Origin of the sequence: Pseudomonas sp. p1(2021b), from assembly GCF_020151015.1 — a bacterium.
Lineage (GTDB): Bacteria > Pseudomonadota > Gammaproteobacteria > Pseudomonadales > Pseudomonadaceae > Aquipseudomonas > Aquipseudomonas putida_K.
This window is the reverse complement of record NZ_CP083746.1, coordinates 2,832,928-2,852,812: the sequence shown is the minus strand read 5'-3', so window position 1 is coordinate 2,852,812 and position 19,885 is coordinate 2,832,928. Positions and strand designations below refer to the sequence as shown.

Below are 19,885 nucleotides of genomic sequence, written 5' to 3'. Positions count from 1 at the left end.
TCGCTCACCCATACCCAGGAGGTACCGTCATGGAGCTTCGCCATCTTCGCTATTTTTTAACTGTTGTGAAGCATCTAAATTTTACGAGGGCAGCCGAAGAACTTCACATGGCGCAGCCCCCGTTGAGCCGTCAGATCAGAGAGCTTGAGGAGGAGATCGGGCTCGCGTTATTTGAGCGCAGGGCCAGGCGCGTCTATCTGTCTCCAGCGGGCGAGGTGTTTGCTGATCGCGCTCGAAAAATCCTTGCAGCTACTGATTTGGCTGTTATCGATTCCCAACGGGCGGCGCGGGGCGAGATCGGGCATATCGCAGTGGGTTTCTTCGAGCACATAGCCTATACACTGCTTCCACCGCTGCTGCGTGAGTATAAGTCGCGGCATCCTTCGGTAGCTGTAGAGCTTCGCTGGTTCACGTCGGCAGAACAGTTGAGCGCGCTCGACAGAGGGGACATCGACATTTCTTTCGTGCGCCAGGTGCCCAATGGTCATGGCTATCAGAAAAAGCTGGTGATGCAGGAACCCTTCTACGTGGCTATCGCTGCAGATCATCCTTTGGCGAATCAGCAAAATATATCGATAAAGGATTGTCGGGAGCTAAGGGTAATCAACTATAGGCGTGATGTGGCTCCTGATTATCACGACATGATTAATGAACTTTGCACGATGGCAGGTTTTCATCCCTCTCCCGAATATGAGATGGGGCAGATTTATGCCTCGCTTGGGCTGGTTAGCTGCGGTTTTGGCATCACACTCGTTCCGGCATCCGTACAAGGAACTCAGCTAAATAATGTCGTCTATCGACCCCTGCAAGAACAGCACGTAGGCAGCGAACTCTACCTGGTGTGGAAAGACGAAATCCCATCCGCAGCACTTTGCAGCTTCGCCTCCGTTGCAAAGGAAATAGCCCTTGGCTTCATAACTGACTGAGATAAAGCCCCGGTTTAGAACGTGCCTTTGAGCCGGGTCCAAGGTATTTGATCCATGAACCCCACCTACCGCAAGCCTGGTGCGTCTTGTCGAGGCAACTTCTCAACTGCTTGAGGAGCGGCAGGCTTCGTTACTGGCGACCGATGCAGCACTGCGGGGATGATGGATCCCTTACTTTCAAACACTATCGGGATCCCCGAAGAACATCTGTATCCGCGACCGCAACCACCGCTCCGCCGGGTCGTTGTCCTGGGCGCCGCGCCAGGCCATGTGCAGCTCGAAGCTACGTACCTCCAGGGGCAGCTCTTCGGCGCGCAGGCCGCCGGCGGCGGTCAGGGCGTCGGCGGTGTAGTCGGGGACGGTGGCAACGATGTCGGTGCCGGCCAGCAGGCTGCCCAGGCCGTTGAACTGCGGTACGGCCAGGACCACGTGGCGTTTGCGACCGACCTCCTCCAGGGCTTCGTCGATGAAGCCGGAAAGATCGCCCGCGAACGACACCAACGCATGGGGGCGGGCGCAGAAGTCATCCAGGCTGATGGCGCCGGGCATGCTGTCGGCGCGCAGCAGTTTGGGCTTGCTGCGGCGCAGCACCTTGCGCTTGGCGTTGGCCGGCAACTCGTTGGTGTAGCTGACGCCGACCGAAATCTCGCCCGAGGCCAGCAGCGTGGGCATCAGCAGGTAGTTGACCCGGCGCACCACCAGCACGATGCCCGGCGCCTCGGCGCGGATGCGCTTGAGTAACTGTGGCAGCAGGGCGAATTCGGCATCGTCGGACAAGCCGATGCGAAACACCGAGGTACTGGTGGCAGGGTCGAACTCGGCGGCGCGGCTGACGGCGGTGGAGATCGAGTCCAGCGCCGGGGAGAGCAGGGCGAAGATCTCGTGGGCGCGGGCCGAGGGTTCCATGCTGCGCCCGGTGCGCACGAACAGCGGGTCGTCGAATAGGTTGCGCAGGCGCGACAAGGCCGCGCTGATGGCCGGCTGGCCGAGGAACAGCTTCTCGGCTGCACGGGTCACGCTGCGCTCGTGCATGAGCGTCTCGAACACGATCAGCAGGTTCAGGTCTACGCGACGCAGGTCGTTACGGTTCATCGATACGCTTCGCCTTGAAGGGGGCAGGGGTGAATCTTAAGGCCAAAGGCTGTTACCCTGCACCGATTTCCGGGTGCCAATGCAGGGAAATGCCAGGGGCCCAATCGATGACAGGCATGTCGACTATTAACAGCCACTGATGGTCTAACGGCAAAAGCCCGGATAAAGTCCGTGGTAATACGAGATTCACACAGGCGAGGTATGCGATGTCCCGCATGATCCGTTTCCACAAGTTCGGCGCGGCCGATGTGCTCCGTTGCGAGGAGCAGGCCGAGCCGTCCCCAGCGGCGGGCGAGGTGCAGATCCGCGTCGAGGCGATCGGCGTCAGTTGGTACGACGTGTTGTGGCGGCAGAACCTGGCACCGTCCCAAGCGCGCCTGCCAGCGGGTATCGGCCATGAGATGGCCGGTGTGGTGATGGCGGTCGGCGAGGGTGTCGAAGACATTGCGGTCGGTGATCGTGTGGCCAGTTTCCCGGCTACCAGCGCCAACGACCACCCCGTCTACGGCGATGTCATCGTCCTGCCGCGCACGGCCATCACCCGCTATCCTGACGTGCTCACGCCCATCGAGGCCAGCGTCCATTACACCCCGCTGCTGATCGCCTATTTCGCCTATGTCGACCTGGCCCGGGCCAAGGCCGGCCAGACGGCCTTGGTGACCGATGCCAGCCACTGCGCGGGCCCTGCGTTCGTGCAACTGGGCAAGGCGCTGGGCCTTAGGGTATTCGCCGCCACCAAGGACCCGGAGCAGCGCGACTACCTGCTGGGCCTGGGTGCCGAAAAGGTGATCGTCACCGAGGAGCAGGACCTGCTCATGCAGGTCGGCAAATACACCGATGGCCGGGGTGTGGACATGGTCCTCGACGGTATGGGCGGGCCGCAGATGTCGCTGCTGGGGGACGTCCTGGCGCCGCGCGGCAGCCTGGTGCTGTATGGCCTGCAAGGCGGCAACCAGACGCCGTTCCCGGCGTGTGCCGCGTTCCAGAAGAACATCCAGTTCTACGTGCATTGCATCAGCAACTTCACCGGCAAGCCGGAGCTGGGAATCTGCCAGGACCAGGTGGCGCTGCAGCGCGCGTTGCGCGATATCAACCAGTTCACGGCCGACCAACTGCTGACGCCACAGATCGTCAAGGTGTATCCGTTCGACCAGGTGGTCGAGGCCCATCGCTACATGGATGGTTGCCCTTGTGGCGGGCGGATCGTACTGACGATGGCGTGATCCGTCCGTAGCGCCGGGTGCGGTATCCAGGGCCCATTGGCGTCACCTCCCGATATGAAACCGCCCCGCAGTGCGACGATACTGCGGGAGCGGCTTTTTAGCTGATACATGATGCACTTCTCTTGGGTATCAGAATATTCCTACGCAACTAAAGCTCATATCTGACAACTTTTGTTTAAGTTGAGATTTATGGCGTGAATTTTTTCCAGGTGACGAAGTGGCACTTCGACAAAATCCACGCTGGTCGTTGTTGAAGTCCGCGTCGCTGAATGGTTTTTTTACCAGGATCTGTATCTTTTATTCGTACCGCAACTTTCGATAATGAAGCCGTGTCAGTGATTGCAAGGAGCAGAACATGCGCTTGGGACGGCTTGTATACAGGGGTGGGAAGGTTCGGGGCTGGTCGTTGTGGCCAACAGGGGCCAATGGAATGGTGTTTTTCGATAGGTCTTGCGTTATTTCCCAAGTGTTTGTGGGAAAAGTCTGCAAAGTAAAAGGTGTACGCGCTTGCAGTCAATACTTGTCGTGGATGCGACGCACTGAAGGACAAGGAGTTATTCAATGAGCAGCCTACATGACCAAGCCATGCACTCAATCTACCAACAGGTGTTGGAGCGCGTTAACGCGCATATGCCACGGGCGCAGCAAGCCTCGTTGCAGCTGCTGGTCCACCGGCTGGAAATGGCCGCCGGCGGGCGGGAATACCTCGACCGGTTCCGGTTGTTGATGGTGCTGGGCGGCGATCGGCGCAGTGCTCAACTGCTGGCCTGCGTGCGTGCGGCCCAGTTGAACCTGGCCTTGCGCTACGGCAGCACGTTCCGCCTGCGTGTGGTGGTGGCGTGCCTGCCGGGCATGGACGCCAAGACGCTGCAGCGGCACGATCAGGGCTTCAGTGCGCTGGTCATGCAGGACGATCCGCGGGTGGAACTGCTCATGGTCGAGGACGACCAGTTGGTGCCGTTCAGTTGCCGTCAACCGGAGATCACGGCGCAGTGGTCGGGAGCGCGTGAAGCCATGCTGCTGTTCGGCCACCTTGCCGAGGCGGCGCCTGCCGCGCTGTTGGGCGCCCGCCTGCACCTGCAGCTGGCCGATGCCCTGCGCCTGGCGCTCGCCTGCACCGATGGCGCCGACACCCTGGTGACGGCGTGGTCGGGCCGCCACCGTCGCCGATTCCTGGCGTGGGGGCGTCGGATCCTGCGTCTGGCGAAGCAGCCGGGCCTGGACACTGTCGATCGCTGCGCGGCCGCACTGCTGGAAGGGCTGGGGCGGTTGCAGATGGTGCTCGGGGCGCCCACGGGGCGCTTCGTCAGCACCCCGGTTGCGCTGGCGCGCGAACATAGAGTCAACGTCCTGACGGTCGACGATCTGCTGCCCCGCTCGGCCGCCATGGGTGACCTGGATGGCATGCTGGGCTTTGCGGACGGTCCGGGCAATGCCAAGGAAAACACGCTCGAACCTCACCTTGTGCGGAACTTGTGCTTGCTCAAGGCCCGGCTGCGCGCGGATGAAGGGCAGGACGCACGCCTGTCGCTCAAGGGCACGCGACTGACCTGGTGGTTGCGGGCGCAACAGCAGGTCCGGGCGCCGTTTCTGCAGGCCCATGGGTTGAACGAGGCACAACTGGCTTGCCTGCTGTTTGCGCCTTTTGCCGATCAAGGCCGCGACCTTGCGTATTTCTTGCAGCGTTGTCATCCCTGCATGCAGGTTGCCTTGCCGTATCTGCACAAAGCACTGCAGGGCAAGGCATGCCCCGAGGCAGTCAAGCGCTGGCTGGTGGATACCAGCGGCCTCAGCCTGACGCAGCTCCAGACGATCTACGCCGGGCGGCTTGGCGCTCCTGTCCGGCGGGTATTGGCCAACCTGGCGCGGCGCGACATCGACCTGCGACTGGTGCCACGCGCCGCACCCCCCGCTGCGACGGTGCGCCAGGCGGCGCTCTGATGGGGCGCTGCGGGCGAGGCGAGTTCGCCTACCAGGCAGTGTGTCGCTACATTGAAGCGCTTATCAACCAGGCCGACCCCACCGAGGAGGGTCGTTTGCCCTCGTTGCGAGACCTGGCGGCACGCCTGAAGGTATCGCTGGCCACCGTGCAGAATGCCTACCGCCTGCTGGAGCATCAGGGGCGGGTACGGTCGGTTCCCAAGTCTGGCTATTTCGTGGCGTTCGACGCCAGGGCGCGCGAACAATCGGCCTGGCCACGGTCGCGGCCGGCGTTCGCGTTACCGATGGCAACCCCCATGGCGCTCGAGCGAGCCTTGTTCGCCCAGGAACGGCGGCTATCCCGTCAATCAGGGCCGTCGAGCTGGCGTTCAGGCCAGGGCGCATTGCTGCGCCATGTGCTCGCTGCCCGTTACACGCGTTCCTCCGGGCACAGCTGGAATGCCGAGCATGTTCATCTGGCAACGGATGTGCAGGCGTTGCTGGTGACGTTGCTGCGGGCCTTGCGCCTGCAGGGGGCGACCGCCGTGGTGGCCACGCCATGCTGCCGGCGCCTGCTCGAGGCGCTGCGCTGGGCCGGAATGCGGGTCCTTGAAGTGCCGGCGGGCGATGACGGCGCGTTGGACCTGGACCGCCTGGCACAGTTGCTCGCCTGTGAGCGCGTGCGCCTGGTAGTGCTGCCGTCCTGCCTTGCCGTGCCCTTGGGGCGCAGGGTCTCGCTTTCCGACCAGCAGGCTGTCGCCCACCTGCTCGCCGACCACCCGGCCTGGTTGCTCGAAAACGACCTGGACAGCGAGCATTGTTTTGGCGGGCCGCCAGCCATGCATCTTCGCGATGGGGTCGACATCGGCCGGCTGTTGGTGTTGGGGTCGCTGGAAGCCACGGTAGGTGCCGAAGGGCCTTACGCCTACCTACTCTGCCGTCAGACGGGGGTGGAAGAGGCCATCGCCCGCCGTGGCTTCCTGATTCCGCCATTGCGCCAGCAGGCTATCGCCCAGCTCTATGCCAAAGGGGAGGTGGAGGCGTGGTTGCCGCGCATGCGTAGCGAGCTGCAGGTATCCATGGACCATTTGTTTCTACAGGTCGAGTCATGCCTGGGGGGCAGGCTGGTGGTCGCCAGGCCCGAGGGTGGCCGGGTGCTATGGGGCCGCTTGAGGCAACCGGTGAATCATGGTCATGCGCAGGTGGCCGTGGCCGGCACGGGATTGACGATCACCCCCGGGGAACGGTTCAGCCTGCAGGGAAACCATATGGGGTATGTGGCCCTGACGTGGCAGGGCGCTCCCTGGGAAGCGTTGGAGCATGCGTTGCACAGGCTGGACCGGGCCTTGGCGCGACCGCCGGATGATGGCGCAGCAGAGTGACCGCCGATCCGGGGCGCTTGTCAGCGGGGTTGGTCTGTATGTATAACCAGTGCCTGTCCCGCTACTTGCCCGTTCACCGTGATTGCCCATTCTGTCGATGACCCTTTCTATTACCTGTGCAACTTCAGGCAGGTCTTGGCATGGGTCCAGCAGCGCTATGCCGATGTGCTCGATGAGGCCGAGCAGGGTTTCCTGCGCGCTTTCGCCGGGCTACCCGAGCCTGCCCAGGCCATGCTGGTGCGCATGGTCATGCGCAAAGGGGAGCTGTTTCGCAGTGACCGGCTCGACTATGCCGAAATCGGCCCATGGCAGGTGGCGCTCGAGCCGCTGCTGCAGCTTGGGTGGGTGTGTGACCGTTCGACGCTGGCGTTGGAGCAAGTGTTCGGTGTGCTGCGCAAGGAAGAGCTCGTTCAATGTTTCGCCGCGCAACTGAGTCGGCCGCGGGCGGCAAAGGCCGAATTGCTGGCGCAGTTGTTGCCACTGGCGCTTGCGCCCCGGCCATTGGCGCAATGGTTCCCAGCGTGCCCTGTGCGTATTTTTCATTGGCGCCTGCAACCGTTGTGTGATCGCTTGCGTCTGTTGTTCTTCGGCAACCTGTACCAGGACTGGTCGGAGTTCGTGCTTGCCGACCTGGGGGTGCTGCGCTATGAACAGGTACCGTTCAGCGCCGACTCCCGCGCATTGCGCCAACGCGCCGAGGTCGACCTGGCCATGGCCTTGCACCAGTGCGCCGAACGCCTGGAGCAGGGCGAGGCGCCAGGCGTCGTGCTGGCTGCTTTGGAAGGGCTGCACAGCGACAACCCCTGGCTGGCCCGGCGTCATTCCCGAGTCTTGTATGGCATCGGCCAACGGTGCGAGCGGCTGGGCGACTGGGACCTGGCCTTCGAGGTGTATGGCCAGAGCAGCCACCCCGAGGCACGCATCCGTCAGGTACGCACCCTGGAGCGTAGCGAGCGCTGGGCGCAGGCTCATGCACTGGCGTCGGAGATGGCCGCCGCTCCGGTCAATGCCCTTGAATCCCAGGCAGTGGCCCGCATGCTGCCGCGCCTTGGGCGCAAACTGGGCGGGCCGCCGCGGGCGCGCCGCCGTACGGCGGACCTTGAGCTGATCGAGCTGCAACTGCCAGCGGCGCTCGCGCACCTCGGCGTCGAGGAGGCGGTTCGCCTGCACTTGGAGCAGGGCGGGGGTGCTTGTCATTACGTGGAGAACACGCTGTTCAACAGCCTGTTCGGCCTGTTGTGCTGGGAGGCGATCTTCGCTCCGGTACCCGGCGCGTTCTTCCACCCGTTCCAGGCTGGCCCCCAGGACCTGCATGACGACGATTTCCGGCAACGCCGCGCCACCCTGTTCGACGCCTGCCTCGGTCGGCTCGACGATGGCAGCTATAGGCAGGCCATCGGCCAGTGCTTTGTGGCCAAGCAAGGCTTGCAATCGCCCTTCGTGTTCTGGTCGATGCTCACGCCCGAGCTGCTCGACCAGGCTTTGGCCTGCGTGCCTGCGATGCACCTGAAGCAGTGTTTCCTGCGCCTGTTGCAGGATATCCGCAACAACCGCGCCGGCATGCCTGACCTGGTCCAGTTCTGGCCCGAGGAAGGCCGATACCGCATGGTCGAGGTCAAGGGGCCCGGAGACCGCCTGCAGGACAACCAGCTGCGCTGGCTGGCGTTCTGCCGTGAGCACGGCTTGCCGGTCGTGGTCTGCCATGTCCGCTGGAGCGACACGGCATGACCTACACCGTGGCGGTGCGCGCGCTGTGCGAATTCAGCGCCAAGGTCGCAGACCTGGACCTGCGCTTCACGCCTTCGCCCACGGCCCAGGAAGGTATCGCCGGCCACCGCCGGGTGGTGGCAAGGCGCGGGGCAGGGTACGAGTCCGAGGTGGCGCTGCAAGGCCGATACCAAGGGCTCGAGGTGCGAGGCCGGGCCGATGGCTATGACCCGGCGGCCAACCGCCTGGAGGAAATCAAGACGCACCGTGGCGACCTGTCACGCCAGCCGGCCAACCATCGCCAGCTGCATTGGGCCCAGGCCAAGGTCTACGGCTGGTTGCTGTGCCAGGCACGCCAATTGGACTCGATCGAGGTCGCGCTGGTGTATCTGGACGTGGACAGCGACCGCCAGACGGTATTCAGCGAGCAGCATGCCGCGACCGACCTGCAACGTTTCTTCGAACGCCAATGCCGCTGCTTCCTGGCCTGGGCCCAGGCCCAGGAGCGGCGTTTGGCCGAGCGCGACCGTGACCTCGAGGCACTGGGCTTTCCCTACCCACAGTTTCGCCAGGGCCAGCGTCAGTTGGCCGAGACCTTGTACAAAGCGGTCAGCACCGGCCGCTGCCTGATGGCCCAGGCCAGTACCGGGATCGGCAAGACCCTCGGCACCTTGTTCCCGTTGCTCAAGGCCATGGTGCCGCAGCGACTGGACAAACTGTTCTTCCTCACCGCCAAGACCCCAGGCCGGGCCCTGGCCCTCGACGCCCTGCGCCAGATCACCGAAGCCACGCCGCAGCCGGCCCTGCGTACCCTGGAACTGATCGCCCGGGACAAGGCCTGCGAGCATCCGGGAAGCGCCTGCCATGGCGAGTCCTGCCCGCTGGCACGCGGCTTCTATGATCGCCTGCCTGCTGCGCGTGAGGCCGCGGCACAACGGCCGCTGCTCGACCGTGCCGGCCTGCGCGAAGTGGCCCTGGCGCATCAGGTCTGCCCGTACTACCTGGGGCAGGAGATGGCGCGCTGGGTCGATGTGCTGGTCGCCGACTACAACTACTACTTCGATGCCCACGCCCTGCTGTATGCCCTGACCCAGGCCAATCAGTGGCGGGTCGCGGTATTGGTGGACGAGGCCCACAACCTGGTAGAGCGGGGCCGGGGGATGTACAGCGCAAGCCTCGACCAGGGCCAGCTGCAGGCCTTGCGCCAAGGCAAGCCGGCGGGTCTTGGCAGCGCCCTGGATCGGCTCAACCGCCAGTGGAACGCGTTGTACAAGACGCAACGGGCGCCCTACGAGGCCAGTGATCAGTTGCCCGGGGCATTCCTCGGCGCGTTGCAGCACTGCACCGGCCAGATCCAGGCGCGTCTTGAACAGGCTCCGGGCGAGGTGGAACCGGCCGTCTTGCAGTTCTACTTCCAGGCCTTGCAGTTCAGCCGGGTCGCGGAGTTGTTCGACGAGCATTTCATCTTCGATGTAAGCGTGCGCAATGGCCCACGCAAGCGCCGGCTGGCCACCCTGTGCCTGCGCAACGTGGTTCCGGCGCGCCTGTTGGGCCCGCGCATGAGCGCGGCACGTAGCGTCACGTTGTTCTCTGCCACCCTCAATCCCCGGCATTTCTATGCCGACCTGCTGGGCATGCCGGCTGACACCGCCTGGCTGGAGGTGGCCGCGCCGTTTCGGGCCGAGCAACTTCAGGTGCGCGTCGTCAGCCGGATTTGCACCCGTTACCGCGAGCGGCAGGCCTCCTTGGCCCCGATCGTGGAACTGATCGCCGAGCAGTACCGGCGTGCACCAGGCAACTACCTGGCCTTCTTCAGCAGCTTCGAGTACCTCGGGCAGGTGGCCACGCTGCTGGCCGAGCGTTACCCGGCCATCCCGCGCTGGGAACAGGCCCCAGGCATGGACGAAGGGGCGCGAGAGGCGTTTCTCGCTCGCTTCGTACCCGATGGCCAGGGTGTCGGGTTCGCGGTTTTGGGCGGCGCCTTCGGCGAAGGCGTCGACCTGCCCGGCAGCCGGCTGATCGGTGCCTTCGTCGCCACCTTGGGGCTGCCCCAGGTCAACCCGGTCAACGAGCAGTTCAAGCAGCGCCTGGGGCGACAGTTCGGTGCGGGGTTCGATTACGCCTACCTGTACCCTGGCGTGCGCAAGGTCATTCAGGCCGCCGGCCGCGTGATCCGCGGCGACCAGGACCAGGGCGTGCTGCTGCTGATCGACGAACGCTTCGCCGAGCCGCGGGTGCGGCAGATGTTCCCCGGTTGGTGGCAGGTGGTGGGCGAATAATCGCCGTGGGCCCCATCGCATGGCGTTGCAACTCCCAGTACACTGCGCGTTCCAACACCTACATCCGTTGAACTCGAGGTTCTTGCATGACGCTCAGTCCTTTGGCAGGCAAGCCGGCTCCGGCCAGCGTGCTGGTCGATATTCCCCGCCTGCTCACCGCTTACTACACCGGCCGCCCCGACGCCGCCGTGGCGGCCCAGCGCGTGGCCTTCGGCACCTCCGGGCACCGGGGCACCTCGCTCGAGCTGAGCTTCAACGAAGACCATGTGTTGGCGATCACCCAGGCCATCTGCCTGTACCGACAGGAAAAAGGCATCGATGGCCCGCTGTTCGTCGGTGCCGACACCCATGCGCTGTCCGCGCCGGCTGCCGCCAGCGCGTTGGAGGTGCTGGCCGCCAATGGCGTGCAGGTGATGCTGTCCAAGGACGATGAATACACCCCGACCCCGGCGGTGTCCCATGCCATCCTCTGCCACAACCGTGGTCGCCAGCAGGGCCTTGCCGATGGCGTGGTCATCACGCCGTCGCACAACCCGCCCCAGAGCGGTGGCTTCAAGTACAACCCGCCCAACGGCGGCCCGGCCGACAGCGACGTCACCAAGTGGATCGAAGCCAAAGCCAACGAGCTGCTGGCCGCCGGCCTTGCCGGCGTCAAGCGCATGGACCATGCCCAGGCCCTGCAGGCGGCGACCACCCATCGTTACGACTATGTAGGCCGCTACGTGGCGGACCTGGAGAGCGTCATCGACTTCGACGTCATCCGCAACGCCAAGCTGCGCCTGGGCGTCGACCCCCTGGGCGGTGCCGGGGTGCGTTACTGGCAGGCCATCGCCGAGCACTACCGTCTGGACCTGGAAGTGGTCAATACCGAAGTGGACCCCACGTTCCGCTTCATGACCGTCGACTGGGACGGGCAGATCCGCATGGACCCATCCTCGCCCCATGCCATGCAGGGCCTGATCGGCCTGCGCGAACGCTTCGACGTGGCGTTCGCCTGCGACCCGGACCACGACCGCCACGGCATCGTCACCCCGGACGGCCTGCTGCAGCCGAACAATTACCTGGCCGTGGCCATCGACTACCTGTTCCGCCATCGCCCGCACTGGCGCAGCGACGCCGCCGTGGGCAAGACGGTGGTCAGCAGCGCACTGATCGACCGCGTCACCGCGCGCCTGGGCCGTGAGCTGTACGAAGTGCCGGTGGGCTTCAAGTTCTTCGCCCAAGGCCTATTCGACGGCTCGCTGGGCTTTGGTGGCGAGGAGAGTGCCGGGGCGTCGTTCCTGCGCAAGGATGGCAGCGTCTGGGCCACCGACAAGGACGGTTTGATCCCGGCGCTGCTGGCCGCGGAAATGACCGCCCGTACCGGGCGCAACCCGAGCCAGGCCTACGCCGACCTGACCGCGGAGCTGGGCAAGCCATTCGCCACCCGTGTCGAGGCCAAGGCCAATGCACGGCAGAAGGCACTGTTGAGCAAGCTGGCTGCCGAGCAGGTGACGTCCACGGAGCTGGCTGGCGAGCCGATCGAGCAAATCCTCAGCCACGCGCCGGGCAACGGCCAGGCCATCGGTGGTTTGAAGGTGATGACCGCCAACGGCTGGTTCGCCGCGCGCCCGTCAGGCACCGAGGACATCTACAAGATCTACGCCGAGAGCTTCGTCAGCGAAGAGCACCTGCAGCGCCTGGTGCGCGAGGCCCAGGTACTGGTGGACGCGGCGATCGCCTGATCGCCGGTGGTGTAGGACCGGTCTGTGGGAGCGGGTTTACCCGCGAAGCGTGCGACGCGGTGCTTGGCACCGGCTCTGCCGGTGATCGCGGGACAAGCCCGCTCCTACAGGGGCCGTGCGACGGGGGCGTATCAGCCGCCCCCGGCAACACCGGTGATCACGCTGAAATCACTGACCTGCACTTCGCCGCCGCCATACCCCAGCAGGTGGAAGGAAAACGCCTTGCGGGCCGAGGGGTTGTCGAAGCCGAACTCAAGCTCCAGCGGCCGGTCGGCCGTTACGATGATTTCCTCCGGTAGGCCAAGCGGTACATCCTGTTCGTACTCCTTGGCCTTGAGCTGGATATAGGCATCATGCTTGGGGTCCAGGGAGCGTACGATCACCCGTACGCGGGTATGGGAGCCTTCGGGCATTTCCAGGTATTGCGCACCGATCAGGTTGTCGGCCCACTCGTCACGGATGCGCTTGCGCAGCTGGATCGCCGCCGGCCCGCCAAACTGGTAGCGCAGGTTCAACGGTGTGTGCAGCAATGACTGGTCCAGGGTACTGGCCAGGGCGGTGAGCTGTTGGCCGGTGGTGTCCGTGGCACGGTCCATGTACTCGGCCTGGTCGGCGATGAAACCGTTGCTGGCGTAGCGCCGGCAACGTTGCTGGAAGTCGCATTCGGTGAAGGTGCCGTGGCCATCGTGGTAGCGCAGCATGCCGTTGGTGTAGGCAATCATTTCGCGGCCGGTGTCGTAGTCACGGAACAGCGAGCGCCCGCTCAAGGCGGCCGGGATCGGCAGGGCATAGTAGTCGAGCAGCGACGTGGCCATGTCCACATGGCCGTAGGTTCCACGTTTGAGCCGTGGCAGCTGGGCCTGTTCGGGGGCCAGGACCAGGCTGAACCCCCAGGAGGAGGCCAGGCGAACCCCGTCGATACCGTGGGACTCGTCCGACGTGATGATCACCAGGGTGTCCTTGAGCACACCCTGGCGTTCCAGGTTCACCAGGAAGGCATCGAGCGCATCGTCCAGGTAGGCCACCGCCGCCTGCTTAGCCGTGTCGTAGCGCTGCAGGTAGCGCTGCGGCGCGGAATACGGTTGGTGGGTGCCGACGGTCAGCAGGGTCAGCATCCAGGGCTGTTTCTGCTTGCGCAACTGCTTCACGTACTTCTGCGCGCCTTCGAAGAAGGCTCGGTCGTCCTTGCCCCAGCGAAAAGGCAGGTAGTTCTTGTTGCTGAACCACTCCTGACCATGCACCGAGTCGAAGCCGATGTGCGGCATGATCCGATCCTTGGCCATGAAGCGCAGGCCCGCGCCCTGCAGGTAATGGGTGCTGAACCCCGCATGGCGCAGCTGTGCCGGCAGGCAGGCCTGGTTGCGCACCTCCTGGGTCAGCATCTCCATGCCTTTGGGCGTGCCGTTGGCCAGCTTGTCGTAATCACCGCACAGCAGCGCGTACAGGCCGCGGATGGTCTGGTGGGTGTGCAGCACGTAGTCGGGCGTATTCATGCCGCGCTCGGCCCAGCGGCTGAGCTTGGGCATCAGGTCTTCGTCGAAGCTGCTGTGCAAGGCCTGGCGGTTGGCGCGGATATAGGCACCGGGGATACCTTCCAGGACGATCATCAGGACGTTATGCGCTTGTCCAGGCGCTTTGAGCAGCTTTTGACCGTTGAGGTCGGACTGGGTCAGGCCCGTGGAGGGCAGGGGGGCGAAGGTGGGTTTTTCGCCGAAATGCTCAACGGTCTGGCGCTGGAGGTCACCCAGCCCGGCCGAGAGCAACTGGTGCGAGAGGTTGTACTGACGCCATTGGTCGGAGTCGGACGGCGCCAGGTGCTGGCTGCCCCAATGCACGCCGAACAACAGCAGGGGGATCGCCCAGGCCTTGCGGGGCAGGGTGGCGCTGGGGGTGCCACGGCTGTACCAGACGCTGCCCAGCCAGGCCACCACGCCGGCCCCGAGCGCCCAGGGTAGCCAGGGGTGGGCGAGGCCGCCGCCGGTGGAGTTTTCCATGAACTGCGCATCGAACAGGTAGTTCAGGTCGGCACTGGTGGGCAGACGGCCCACGGCACTGACCAGTTCGGCGCTGGCGACGATCAGGCTGGCCCAGGCCAGCAGCAAGGGCAACGCCAGCCACCAGGCGCGGCGCTGCAACAAGAGCACCAATACGCTGCCGATGGCCAGGTCGGAGACATAGCCCAGGGGGTTGGACCAGCCGAGCGCGGCCCGGATGCCCAGCGGGATCGCCAACACCAGCGTGGCCAACGCCACGAGCCGGGTGCTGGAGCGACCGAGCAGTTTTTTCACAAAGACTTCCTTCTTGTCATGAAACAGTCACTCAAGTGTGCTTCATGATAACAGGCGCTTGGCGGAGGGCGAGGGTTGCAGACGGGATGCAAGGGGACATGAAGCCACCGGATCGCGCATTCGCAATGGCAGGGGACCGTGTAGGAGCGGCCTCGCGCCGCGAAAGGGCTGCGAAGCAGCCCCCTGGACGTGAAAGAGTGGTTGGTCAGAAGTAGTACGGGAATTTCAGGCTGAAGGTGAAGTCAGGCGCATCGTCGGTCAGGCCGATCGACAGGTTGGGCACGATGGTCAGGTTGTCGGTCGCGGCCAGGGTCATGCCGATGTTGAAGTAGCCGGCGTTGGCGTCGCTGCTCTTGACGTCGGCCCACTCGTCGCCGGTCTCGGCGGACTTGATCCGTGAACGTCGGGCGATCAGCTCGGACACCGAGAACGACATCGACATCTTTTCGTTCAGGGCAAAGGCCACGCCTGCACCGATCTGGAAGCTGTCGCCGATCTTCACCTTGCCCGGGACCTTCTGGTTGACCGTGGAGCTGACGTCGCTGAACTTCTCCTCGAAGGTGTGGGTGTACGACAGGCTGCCGAACAGCACCGCCGGGTCGTAGGTCTTGACCAGCGAGATACCCGGGGTGATCGACCAGACGCCGTTGCCGGTGGGCAGGTCTTCGGGGTAGGTGAGGTTGTCGTTGAGCGGGTCGCGGATCAGCTTGATGCCGAAGGGGTCCTTGCCGGTGGGGGCCTTGACCCTTACGCTGAACACCGCATCGGGGGTGTTCTCCGACTCGTCGAGGAACTTGTAGGCCACGCCGAAGTTGACGTCGCCCAGCGTCGGGTCTCGGGTGACGGTGCGCTCGGACACATCGTTGGACGCGCCACCGACGCCGCCGGACTGGTAGGTCGACTCGCGGTAGACGATCGGCACGTTGACGTCAAACTGCCAACGCTGGTCGTAGTTGTAGCGGGCGGTCAGGTCCAGGGTCCAGTTGTCGGCCTTGATCCGGTCGAGGTTGATATTGCCCAGGAAGATCGAGTCCAGCGCCAGGAACCCATTGAGGATCAACTGGCGGGTGTCGTAGCGGGCGTAGGTGATGCCGGTCTCGAGGCTGAACTTGCCACCGCCGAAGAAGCCGCTGGCCTCGTCATACAGGTTGGACACGCTCTGGGCCGGTTCCGAGTCGTCCTTGAGCGATTCACCGTAGGAAGAGCCTGTTGCCCCCGCAGCCCCGCCGGAGGCGGCGATGGCCTGGTTGTTGCGTGGCTGCGAGGCAGGGGAGCGGGTCAGGCGCTTGGGTGGGGGGGCGACGGGTTGTTCTTCGACCTGGCGGACCCGCTGCTCCAGCACCATCAGGGCCTGCTGCTGGGCTTCGTAACGTTCCTTCAATGCGGCCAGTTCGGCCTTCAGGGCCTCGACCTGCGGATCGCCGGCGGCGTAGAGCAGGGTGGAAGGCACCAAGGTGCCCAGACAGACAACTGCTTTCAACGACATGAATCGATGCATAAGTTAGCCGTCCCTACGAATACTACGATGGTGAGACGAAGCGTAGATCAATAGCCGGTGATTCGAAGGCCCTTGAGTTGATCGAGATTGCAGTTCAGTGCGCCGGCTGACGGTAGGTTGTCGCGCAGCACCACATTGAGCTGGGTCATGTTGCTGACCGCGTTGTTGCCGCCAAGCAGCGTCGTGGCTTGCAGCAGGCCGCCATCGGACAGGCGCTGCAGGCTCGAGCCCTGGTTGTTGTTGGCCTGGATGGCCATCTGGATGCCTTTGCCGGTGTTCGACACGCTCAGGGTGCCGGCATTGTTGCTGCTGGTCAGGGTCTTGCCCGATGCCAGCACCTGGCCTTGTGGCATGGCGGCAGGCCCCTTGCTGCCTTCGCTGACATTGATCGCGACATCGTTGTAGGCGCTGTTGTTGTCACCGGCCGCGCGGACCGATTGGGTCACGCCCTGGGTATTGCCCAGGCCGCTGCCGCCTGTGACCACGCCATGGCCTTGGCCTGGGGCGACGCCGCCACCGTTCTTGCCGGTCATGGAGACGTAGAACTGCGGCTTGAAGCTGTTGTGTTGCACCTGCATCGTCGTGGTCGCACCGATGCGGTCGCCGGCAGCGTTCTGCCAGGTGCTGCTCATGACCACGCCGAAGCTGATGATCCGCCCCGGCATCACGTAGCGCCCCCTCAGTTGGGCCAGCTCCTGGTCCTTGACTTCGATGGGCTTGAACGTCTGCGCCTGGGTCGGGAGGCTGGCAGCCAGGCATGCCGCTACCAGCCAGTTGATTGTCTTCATCGCTGCTCCCCGGAGCTCCGTGCCCCTTTGTAATCACTAGAAGAAGTCGCTCTGGATGAACCCGAATTCCATCAATTGGGCATCGTCCACCGGGTAGAACCCATTGATGCGGTTCCTGGCGGTGACCGGAGCCGGTGGGTCGAGCAGGGCGTTGGCCTTGTCGTAGCCGGGGCCGATGACGGCGAAGATGATGCCGTTCCAGCCTTTGACGAAATCGTCGAATTTGTAGCGCTTATGGCCCAGCACCGGGTCGCCGATGTACACCCAGCCCCGGTTGATGCGCTGGAGCACGACGAAGTGCTTGTAGCCACGAATGTCCATCAGCACCACCACCGGAATGCTCACCCGGTGCAGGCTGTCGGCCTCGACCCGGTAGCCCCGGGCACGCATGCCGATGCTTTCCACGTAGCGCTTCATGTCCAGCATGGAAAAGCCCTGGACCTTGACCAGGTCCGGGTCGGCGTGGGCGAGCATGCCTTCGATGACCTGGCTTTCATCGACATCGAGCCAATAGGCTTGCTTGAGGATGGTGGCCAGGGCGGCGGCGCCGCAGCTGAAATCGGTCTTCTGTTGCACCAGGTCGGCGAAGCGACGCTCGCGGATGCTCTGTACCGGCTTGTACACCAAGGTCCCGCCTGGCATCGCCGCGATCGGCATCTGCGTGGCCTCGACCAGGCCGGCCAGGAACATGAGTGCGGCAAGCAGAACTGCGCGCATGGCCTTCTCCCCCGACGCGAAACAGGAAAGGGGCCCCGAAGGGCCCCGATTGGCTGTGTTACAGGCCGGTGCAGGCTTTGCAACCTGCGGCGATGGACAGCGAGTTGCTCTGCTGGTTGCCCGAACCTGCCGAGACGTTGGCGCCCACGTTGCCCGACACGCCGTTGAGCGAGTTGCTCATGGTGGCGGTGTTGGTCACAGGGTTTTTCCAGCCGTTGGGGGTCAGAACCTGGTAGGTGGCGACACCGGCCAGGCCGAAGGTGCCTTCTTCGTGGAACTTCAGAGGGTCCTTGTCGGTTTTGCCCTTGTCATGGCCATGGCCGTGGCCCCAGCCTTTTTCGTCTTCAACATAGCCCCAGCCGTCACCCTTGTACTGGCCATAGGCTTTGAAGCTGGCCTGCAGGGTTTCCTTGTCCATCTTGCGGTCAGCATTGTTTTCGACGTTCAAGCCCGTAGTGGCCTGGGTGGCGGTGGAGGCGGCCATCGCTACACGGCCACCGGACACGGCGATCGCCAGGTTGTTTTTCTGCTGGTTGAAGTCGCCGGCGGTGACGTTAACGCCGATGTTGCCCGAGCTGCCATTGGCCGAGTCGACCAGGTTGGCGGTGTTGCTGGTGGAGAAGTTCTTGACGTTGTTGCCGGCGTTGACCTGGGTGGCGGTGGAGATGGCCATGGCGCTGCCGAAGATGAAACGCTCATCGGCAGTGGCGATGGCGGCCACGTTGTCCTGCTGGTTGCCGTCACCGGCCGCCACGTTGGCGCCCAGGTTGCCGTTGGAGCGGTTGGCGGAATCTTCCATCGCCGCGTCGTTCTCGGTCGCCTCGTTACGCACGGTGTTGCCGGTGTTGACCTGGGTATCGGTCACCGTGGCGGCCGCACCCGCGCTGACCAACAGCTGCAGGAGGACATTGTCATGGTTGTTGTGATGGCCGTGGTGGCCGTTGTTATGCCGGTTATCAGCTTGTGCAGCAACTGCCATGACCGCTGCGAGGGCGAATACCAGAGGCTTGAGTGCCATTTTAGGTTTCATGGTGTTTCTCCACTTGTTTCTCGTTGTTAAGTGTTGTGTTGAAGCCACTTTGGGTCAGTCAGCGACCCGTACGCTCAGGGTGTTGCCCATTCGGTTGCCCACCCCGGCGCTCTGATTCAACTGGATCACGCCACGGCTGCCGGTGAAGGCCTGGTCACTGGTAGTGACCTGGCGACTGCCGGGAGCGCGATCCGTTGCCTCGGAGCCATTGGCCAGCGAGACGTTCTGCTGGCTGAGAATGCTGTCGTCGATGCTTTGCGGGACGGCACTGATGCCGATCCGTATTGCGTTGGCCTGCTGCGTGGCGGCGCCGGCGGACTGGTTGATGCCGAGCAGGCCGTTGCCGTTGCTGAAGGCGTTGCCGTGGATGCTGGCGCGGCTGTCCCGGGCCGGGTCGGCAAGAAAGTCTGTGCGCTGGCGAACCTCGGTGGTGGCCTTGGCATTGGTGCCGATAGCCATGGCCCGGACGTTGGCCTGCTGTTGGGCATCGCCCGCCGCCTGGTTGATGCCGAGGTTGCCCTGGTAGGTGCGGCCGCTGGCGCCCAGGGTGGCGTTGTCCACCACTGGCGAGCCGGCCAGCGCCAGGCTGGGGCCCAGCGCCAGGCACAGCAGGGAGAGCGTGAGTGCGCGCATGTCATTGGCCCCGAGTGAGGATCTGCAACGGCGCCAGGCCGCGCTGGACGTTCTGGTTGACTGTGTTGGAGATAGTGTTGCCACCGCCGGCCCCGGCACCCGATCCACCGGCCATGCCAGGTAGCCGGGACTGGACGGTGTCCAGGCCGCGCAAGCTGCCCGAGTGGTCGGTGGTGAGCAGGCGATTGACTGTCGAGCCGCTGGCGATGCGGGCGAAATCACCGTCGGTCAACTCGTTGGTCTGGGCTTTCACCCGGGCCGATTCGTTGGCGTTGACGGTAGTGGGGTAGGGGTCGGGGGTACCGGTCTTCCGAGCGGCTTGGCGAGCCTGGACATCACGGGTCAGGACGATGATCCCGTTGCCCTCGGCGCTGGCGGGAGGGGGGAAGGCTGCGGCGGTCAGGCAACCCAGGACGAGCAGTGCAGGCAGTGTCTTGTTCTTGGTCCCCACGGCGATGCTCCCTTCTCTGTGCGCTGGCCCTTGAGCGTTGACAGAGGTAGAGCGAAAGTCGTGCCGTTTTTGGTTTTTGTCGTGGAATCAAAAAGTTGGGTAGTTAATGAGTACGTCTGGCGCTTTTCTGTTTCAAGGATGATACAGATAAGCCATCCATCGCCCTGCAAGCCTTGAAAACCCACGCGCCCCGGGATAACGGCAGTGGCTGTATCACGTTTGAAACA

15 protein-coding genes are annotated in these 19,885 nt (G+C 64.1%); 7 read left to right on the top strand and 8 right to left on the bottom strand.

Annotated elements, in window-relative coordinates:
- Positions 1–29 precede the first annotated feature (29 nt).
- The gene (locus K8374_RS13325; protein ID WP_224455945.1) at positions 30–926 is read left to right on the top strand and encodes a LysR family transcriptional regulator; all 897 of its coding nucleotides are present in this window, start codon (positions 30–32) and stop codon (positions 924–926) included.
- A gap of 177 nt (positions 927–1,103) precedes the next feature.
- Here the strand turns inward: K8374_RS13325 and K8374_RS13320 are convergent, their stop codons facing one another.
- Positions 1,104–2,018, bottom strand: coding sequence for a LysR family transcriptional regulator (locus K8374_RS13320; protein ID WP_224455944.1), 915 nt, complete (start codon positions 2,016–2,018; stop codon positions 1,104–1,106).
- Between the two features lie 206 nt (positions 2,019–2,224).
- On the opposite strand from K8374_RS13320, the gene K8374_RS13315 reads away from it, so the two are divergent.
- The 6 genes from K8374_RS13315 (at position 2,225) to pgm (ending at position 12,253) form a co-directional block, all read left to right on the top strand.
- Positions 2,225–3,241, top strand: a complete 1,017-nt coding sequence (locus K8374_RS13315; RefSeq protein WP_224455943.1) for a zinc-dependent alcohol dehydrogenase family protein — start codon at positions 2,225–2,227, stop codon at positions 3,239–3,241.
- Between the two features lie 561 nt (positions 3,242–3,802).
- Positions 3,803–5,182: a hypothetical protein gene (locus tag K8374_RS13310; RefSeq protein ID WP_224455942.1), complete on the top strand. Its 1,380-nt coding sequence runs from the start codon at positions 3,803–3,805 to the stop codon at positions 5,180–5,182.
- Positions 5,182–6,543 carry an aminotransferase class I/II-fold pyridoxal phosphate-dependent enzyme gene (locus K8374_RS13305; protein ID WP_224455941.1) on the top strand — a complete coding sequence of 454 codons (1,362 nt, stop codon included), beginning with the start codon at positions 5,182–5,184 and terminating at the stop codon, positions 6,541–6,543. The genes K8374_RS13310 and K8374_RS13305 overlap by 1 nt, the downstream gene beginning before the upstream one ends.
- Positions 6,544–6,621: 78 nt before the next feature.
- Entirely contained in the window at positions 6,622–8,271 is a 1,650-nt protein-coding gene (locus K8374_RS13300) for a VRR-NUC domain-containing protein (protein ID WP_224455940.1), read from the top strand.
- Positions 8,268–10,529 carry an ATP-dependent DNA helicase gene (locus tag K8374_RS13295; RefSeq protein ID WP_224455939.1) on the top strand — a complete coding sequence of 754 codons (2,262 nt, stop codon included), beginning with the start codon at positions 8,268–8,270 and terminating at the stop codon, positions 10,527–10,529. Before K8374_RS13300 ends, K8374_RS13295 begins: the two co-directional genes overlap by 4 nt.
- An 86-nt stretch (positions 10,530–10,615) precedes the next feature.
- Positions 10,616–12,253, top strand: coding sequence for a phosphoglucomutase (alpha-D-glucose-1,6-bisphosphate-dependent) (gene pgm, locus K8374_RS13290; protein ID WP_224455938.1), 1,638 nt, complete (start codon positions 10,616–10,618; stop codon positions 12,251–12,253).
- Positions 12,254–12,384: 131 nt separating this feature from the next.
- On the opposite strand, the gene K8374_RS13285 is transcribed toward pgm, so the two are convergent.
- From K8374_RS13285 to K8374_RS13255, 7 genes are all read right to left on the bottom strand, one after another.
- Entirely contained in the window at positions 12,385–14,541 is a 2,157-nt protein-coding gene (locus tag K8374_RS13285) for an LTA synthase family protein (RefSeq protein WP_224455937.1), read from the bottom strand.
- 205 nt (positions 14,542–14,746) lie between these two features.
- Complete coding sequence (locus tag K8374_RS13280) at positions 14,747–16,039, bottom strand: transporter (protein ID WP_224455936.1); 1,293 nt, start codon at positions 16,037–16,039, stop codon at positions 14,747–14,749.
- Between the two features lie 47 nt (positions 16,040–16,086).
- Entirely contained in the window at positions 16,087–16,827 is a 741-nt protein-coding gene (locus K8374_RS13275) for a hypothetical protein (protein ID WP_224455935.1), read from the bottom strand.
- A 36-nt stretch (positions 16,828–16,863) separates the two neighbouring features.
- Positions 16,864–17,544 (bottom strand): C39 family peptidase, encoded by a 681-nt coding sequence (locus K8374_RS13270; protein WP_084858028.1) that lies wholly within the window; start codon positions 17,542–17,544, stop codon positions 16,864–16,866.
- 58 nt (positions 17,545–17,602) lie between these two features.
- The gene (locus K8374_RS13265) at positions 17,603–18,574 is read right to left on the bottom strand and encodes a heme utilization protein (protein WP_084858027.1); all 972 of its coding nucleotides are present in this window, start codon (positions 18,572–18,574) and stop codon (positions 17,603–17,605) included.
- A 54-nt stretch (positions 18,575–18,628) separates the two neighbouring features.
- Positions 18,629–19,207, bottom strand: a complete 579-nt coding sequence (locus K8374_RS13260; RefSeq protein WP_224455934.1) for an adhesin — start codon at positions 19,205–19,207, stop codon at positions 18,629–18,631.
- A gap of 1 nt (position 19,208) precedes the next feature.
- Positions 19,209–19,658: a hypothetical protein gene (locus tag K8374_RS13255; RefSeq protein WP_224455933.1), complete on the bottom strand. Its 450-nt coding sequence runs from the start codon at positions 19,656–19,658 to the stop codon at positions 19,209–19,211.
- Between the last annotated feature and the right edge of the window lie 227 nt (positions 19,659–19,885).

Excerpts from the sequence above, each read along its gene's own strand:
- K8374_RS13275 (WP_224455935.1), bottom strand. The coding sequence starts at position 16,827 with ATGAAGACAATCAACTGGCTGGTAGCGGCATGCCTGGCTGCCAGCCTC.
- K8374_RS13260 (WP_224455934.1), bottom strand. The coding sequence starts at position 19,207 with ATGCGCGCACTCACGCTCTCCCTGCTGTGCCTGGCGCTGGGCCCCAGC.
- K8374_RS13320 (WP_224455944.1), bottom strand. The coding sequence starts at position 2,018 with ATGAACCGTAACGACCTGCGTCGCGTAGACCTGAACCTGCTGATCGTG.
- K8374_RS13310 (WP_224455942.1), top strand. The coding sequence starts at position 3,803 with ATGAGCAGCCTACATGACCAAGCCATGCACTCAATCTACCAACAGGTG.
- K8374_RS13315 (WP_224455943.1), top strand. The coding sequence starts at position 2,225 with ATGTCCCGCATGATCCGTTTCCACAAGTTCGGCGCGGCCGATGTGCTC.
- K8374_RS13325 (WP_224455945.1), top strand. The coding sequence starts at position 30 with ATGGAGCTTCGCCATCTTCGCTATTTTTTAACTGTTGTGAAGCATCTA.
- pgm (WP_224455938.1), top strand. The coding sequence starts at position 10,616 with ATGACGCTCAGTCCTTTGGCAGGCAAGCCGGCTCCGGCCAGCGTGCTG.
- K8374_RS13265 (WP_084858027.1), bottom strand. The coding sequence starts at position 18,574 with ATGAAACCTAAAATGGCACTCAAGCCTCTGGTATTCGCCCTCGCAGCG.
- K8374_RS13280 (WP_224455936.1), bottom strand. The coding sequence starts at position 16,039 with ATGCATCGATTCATGTCGTTGAAAGCAGTTGTCTGTCTGGGCACCTTG.
- K8374_RS13270 (WP_084858028.1), bottom strand. The coding sequence starts at position 17,544 with ATGCGCGCAGTTCTGCTTGCCGCACTCATGTTCCTGGCCGGCCTGGTC.
- K8374_RS13295 (WP_224455939.1), top strand. The coding sequence starts at position 8,268 with ATGACCTACACCGTGGCGGTGCGCGCGCTGTGCGAATTCAGCGCCAAG.
- K8374_RS13305 (WP_224455941.1), top strand. The coding sequence starts at position 5,182 with ATGGGGCGCTGCGGGCGAGGCGAGTTCGCCTACCAGGCAGTGTGTCGC.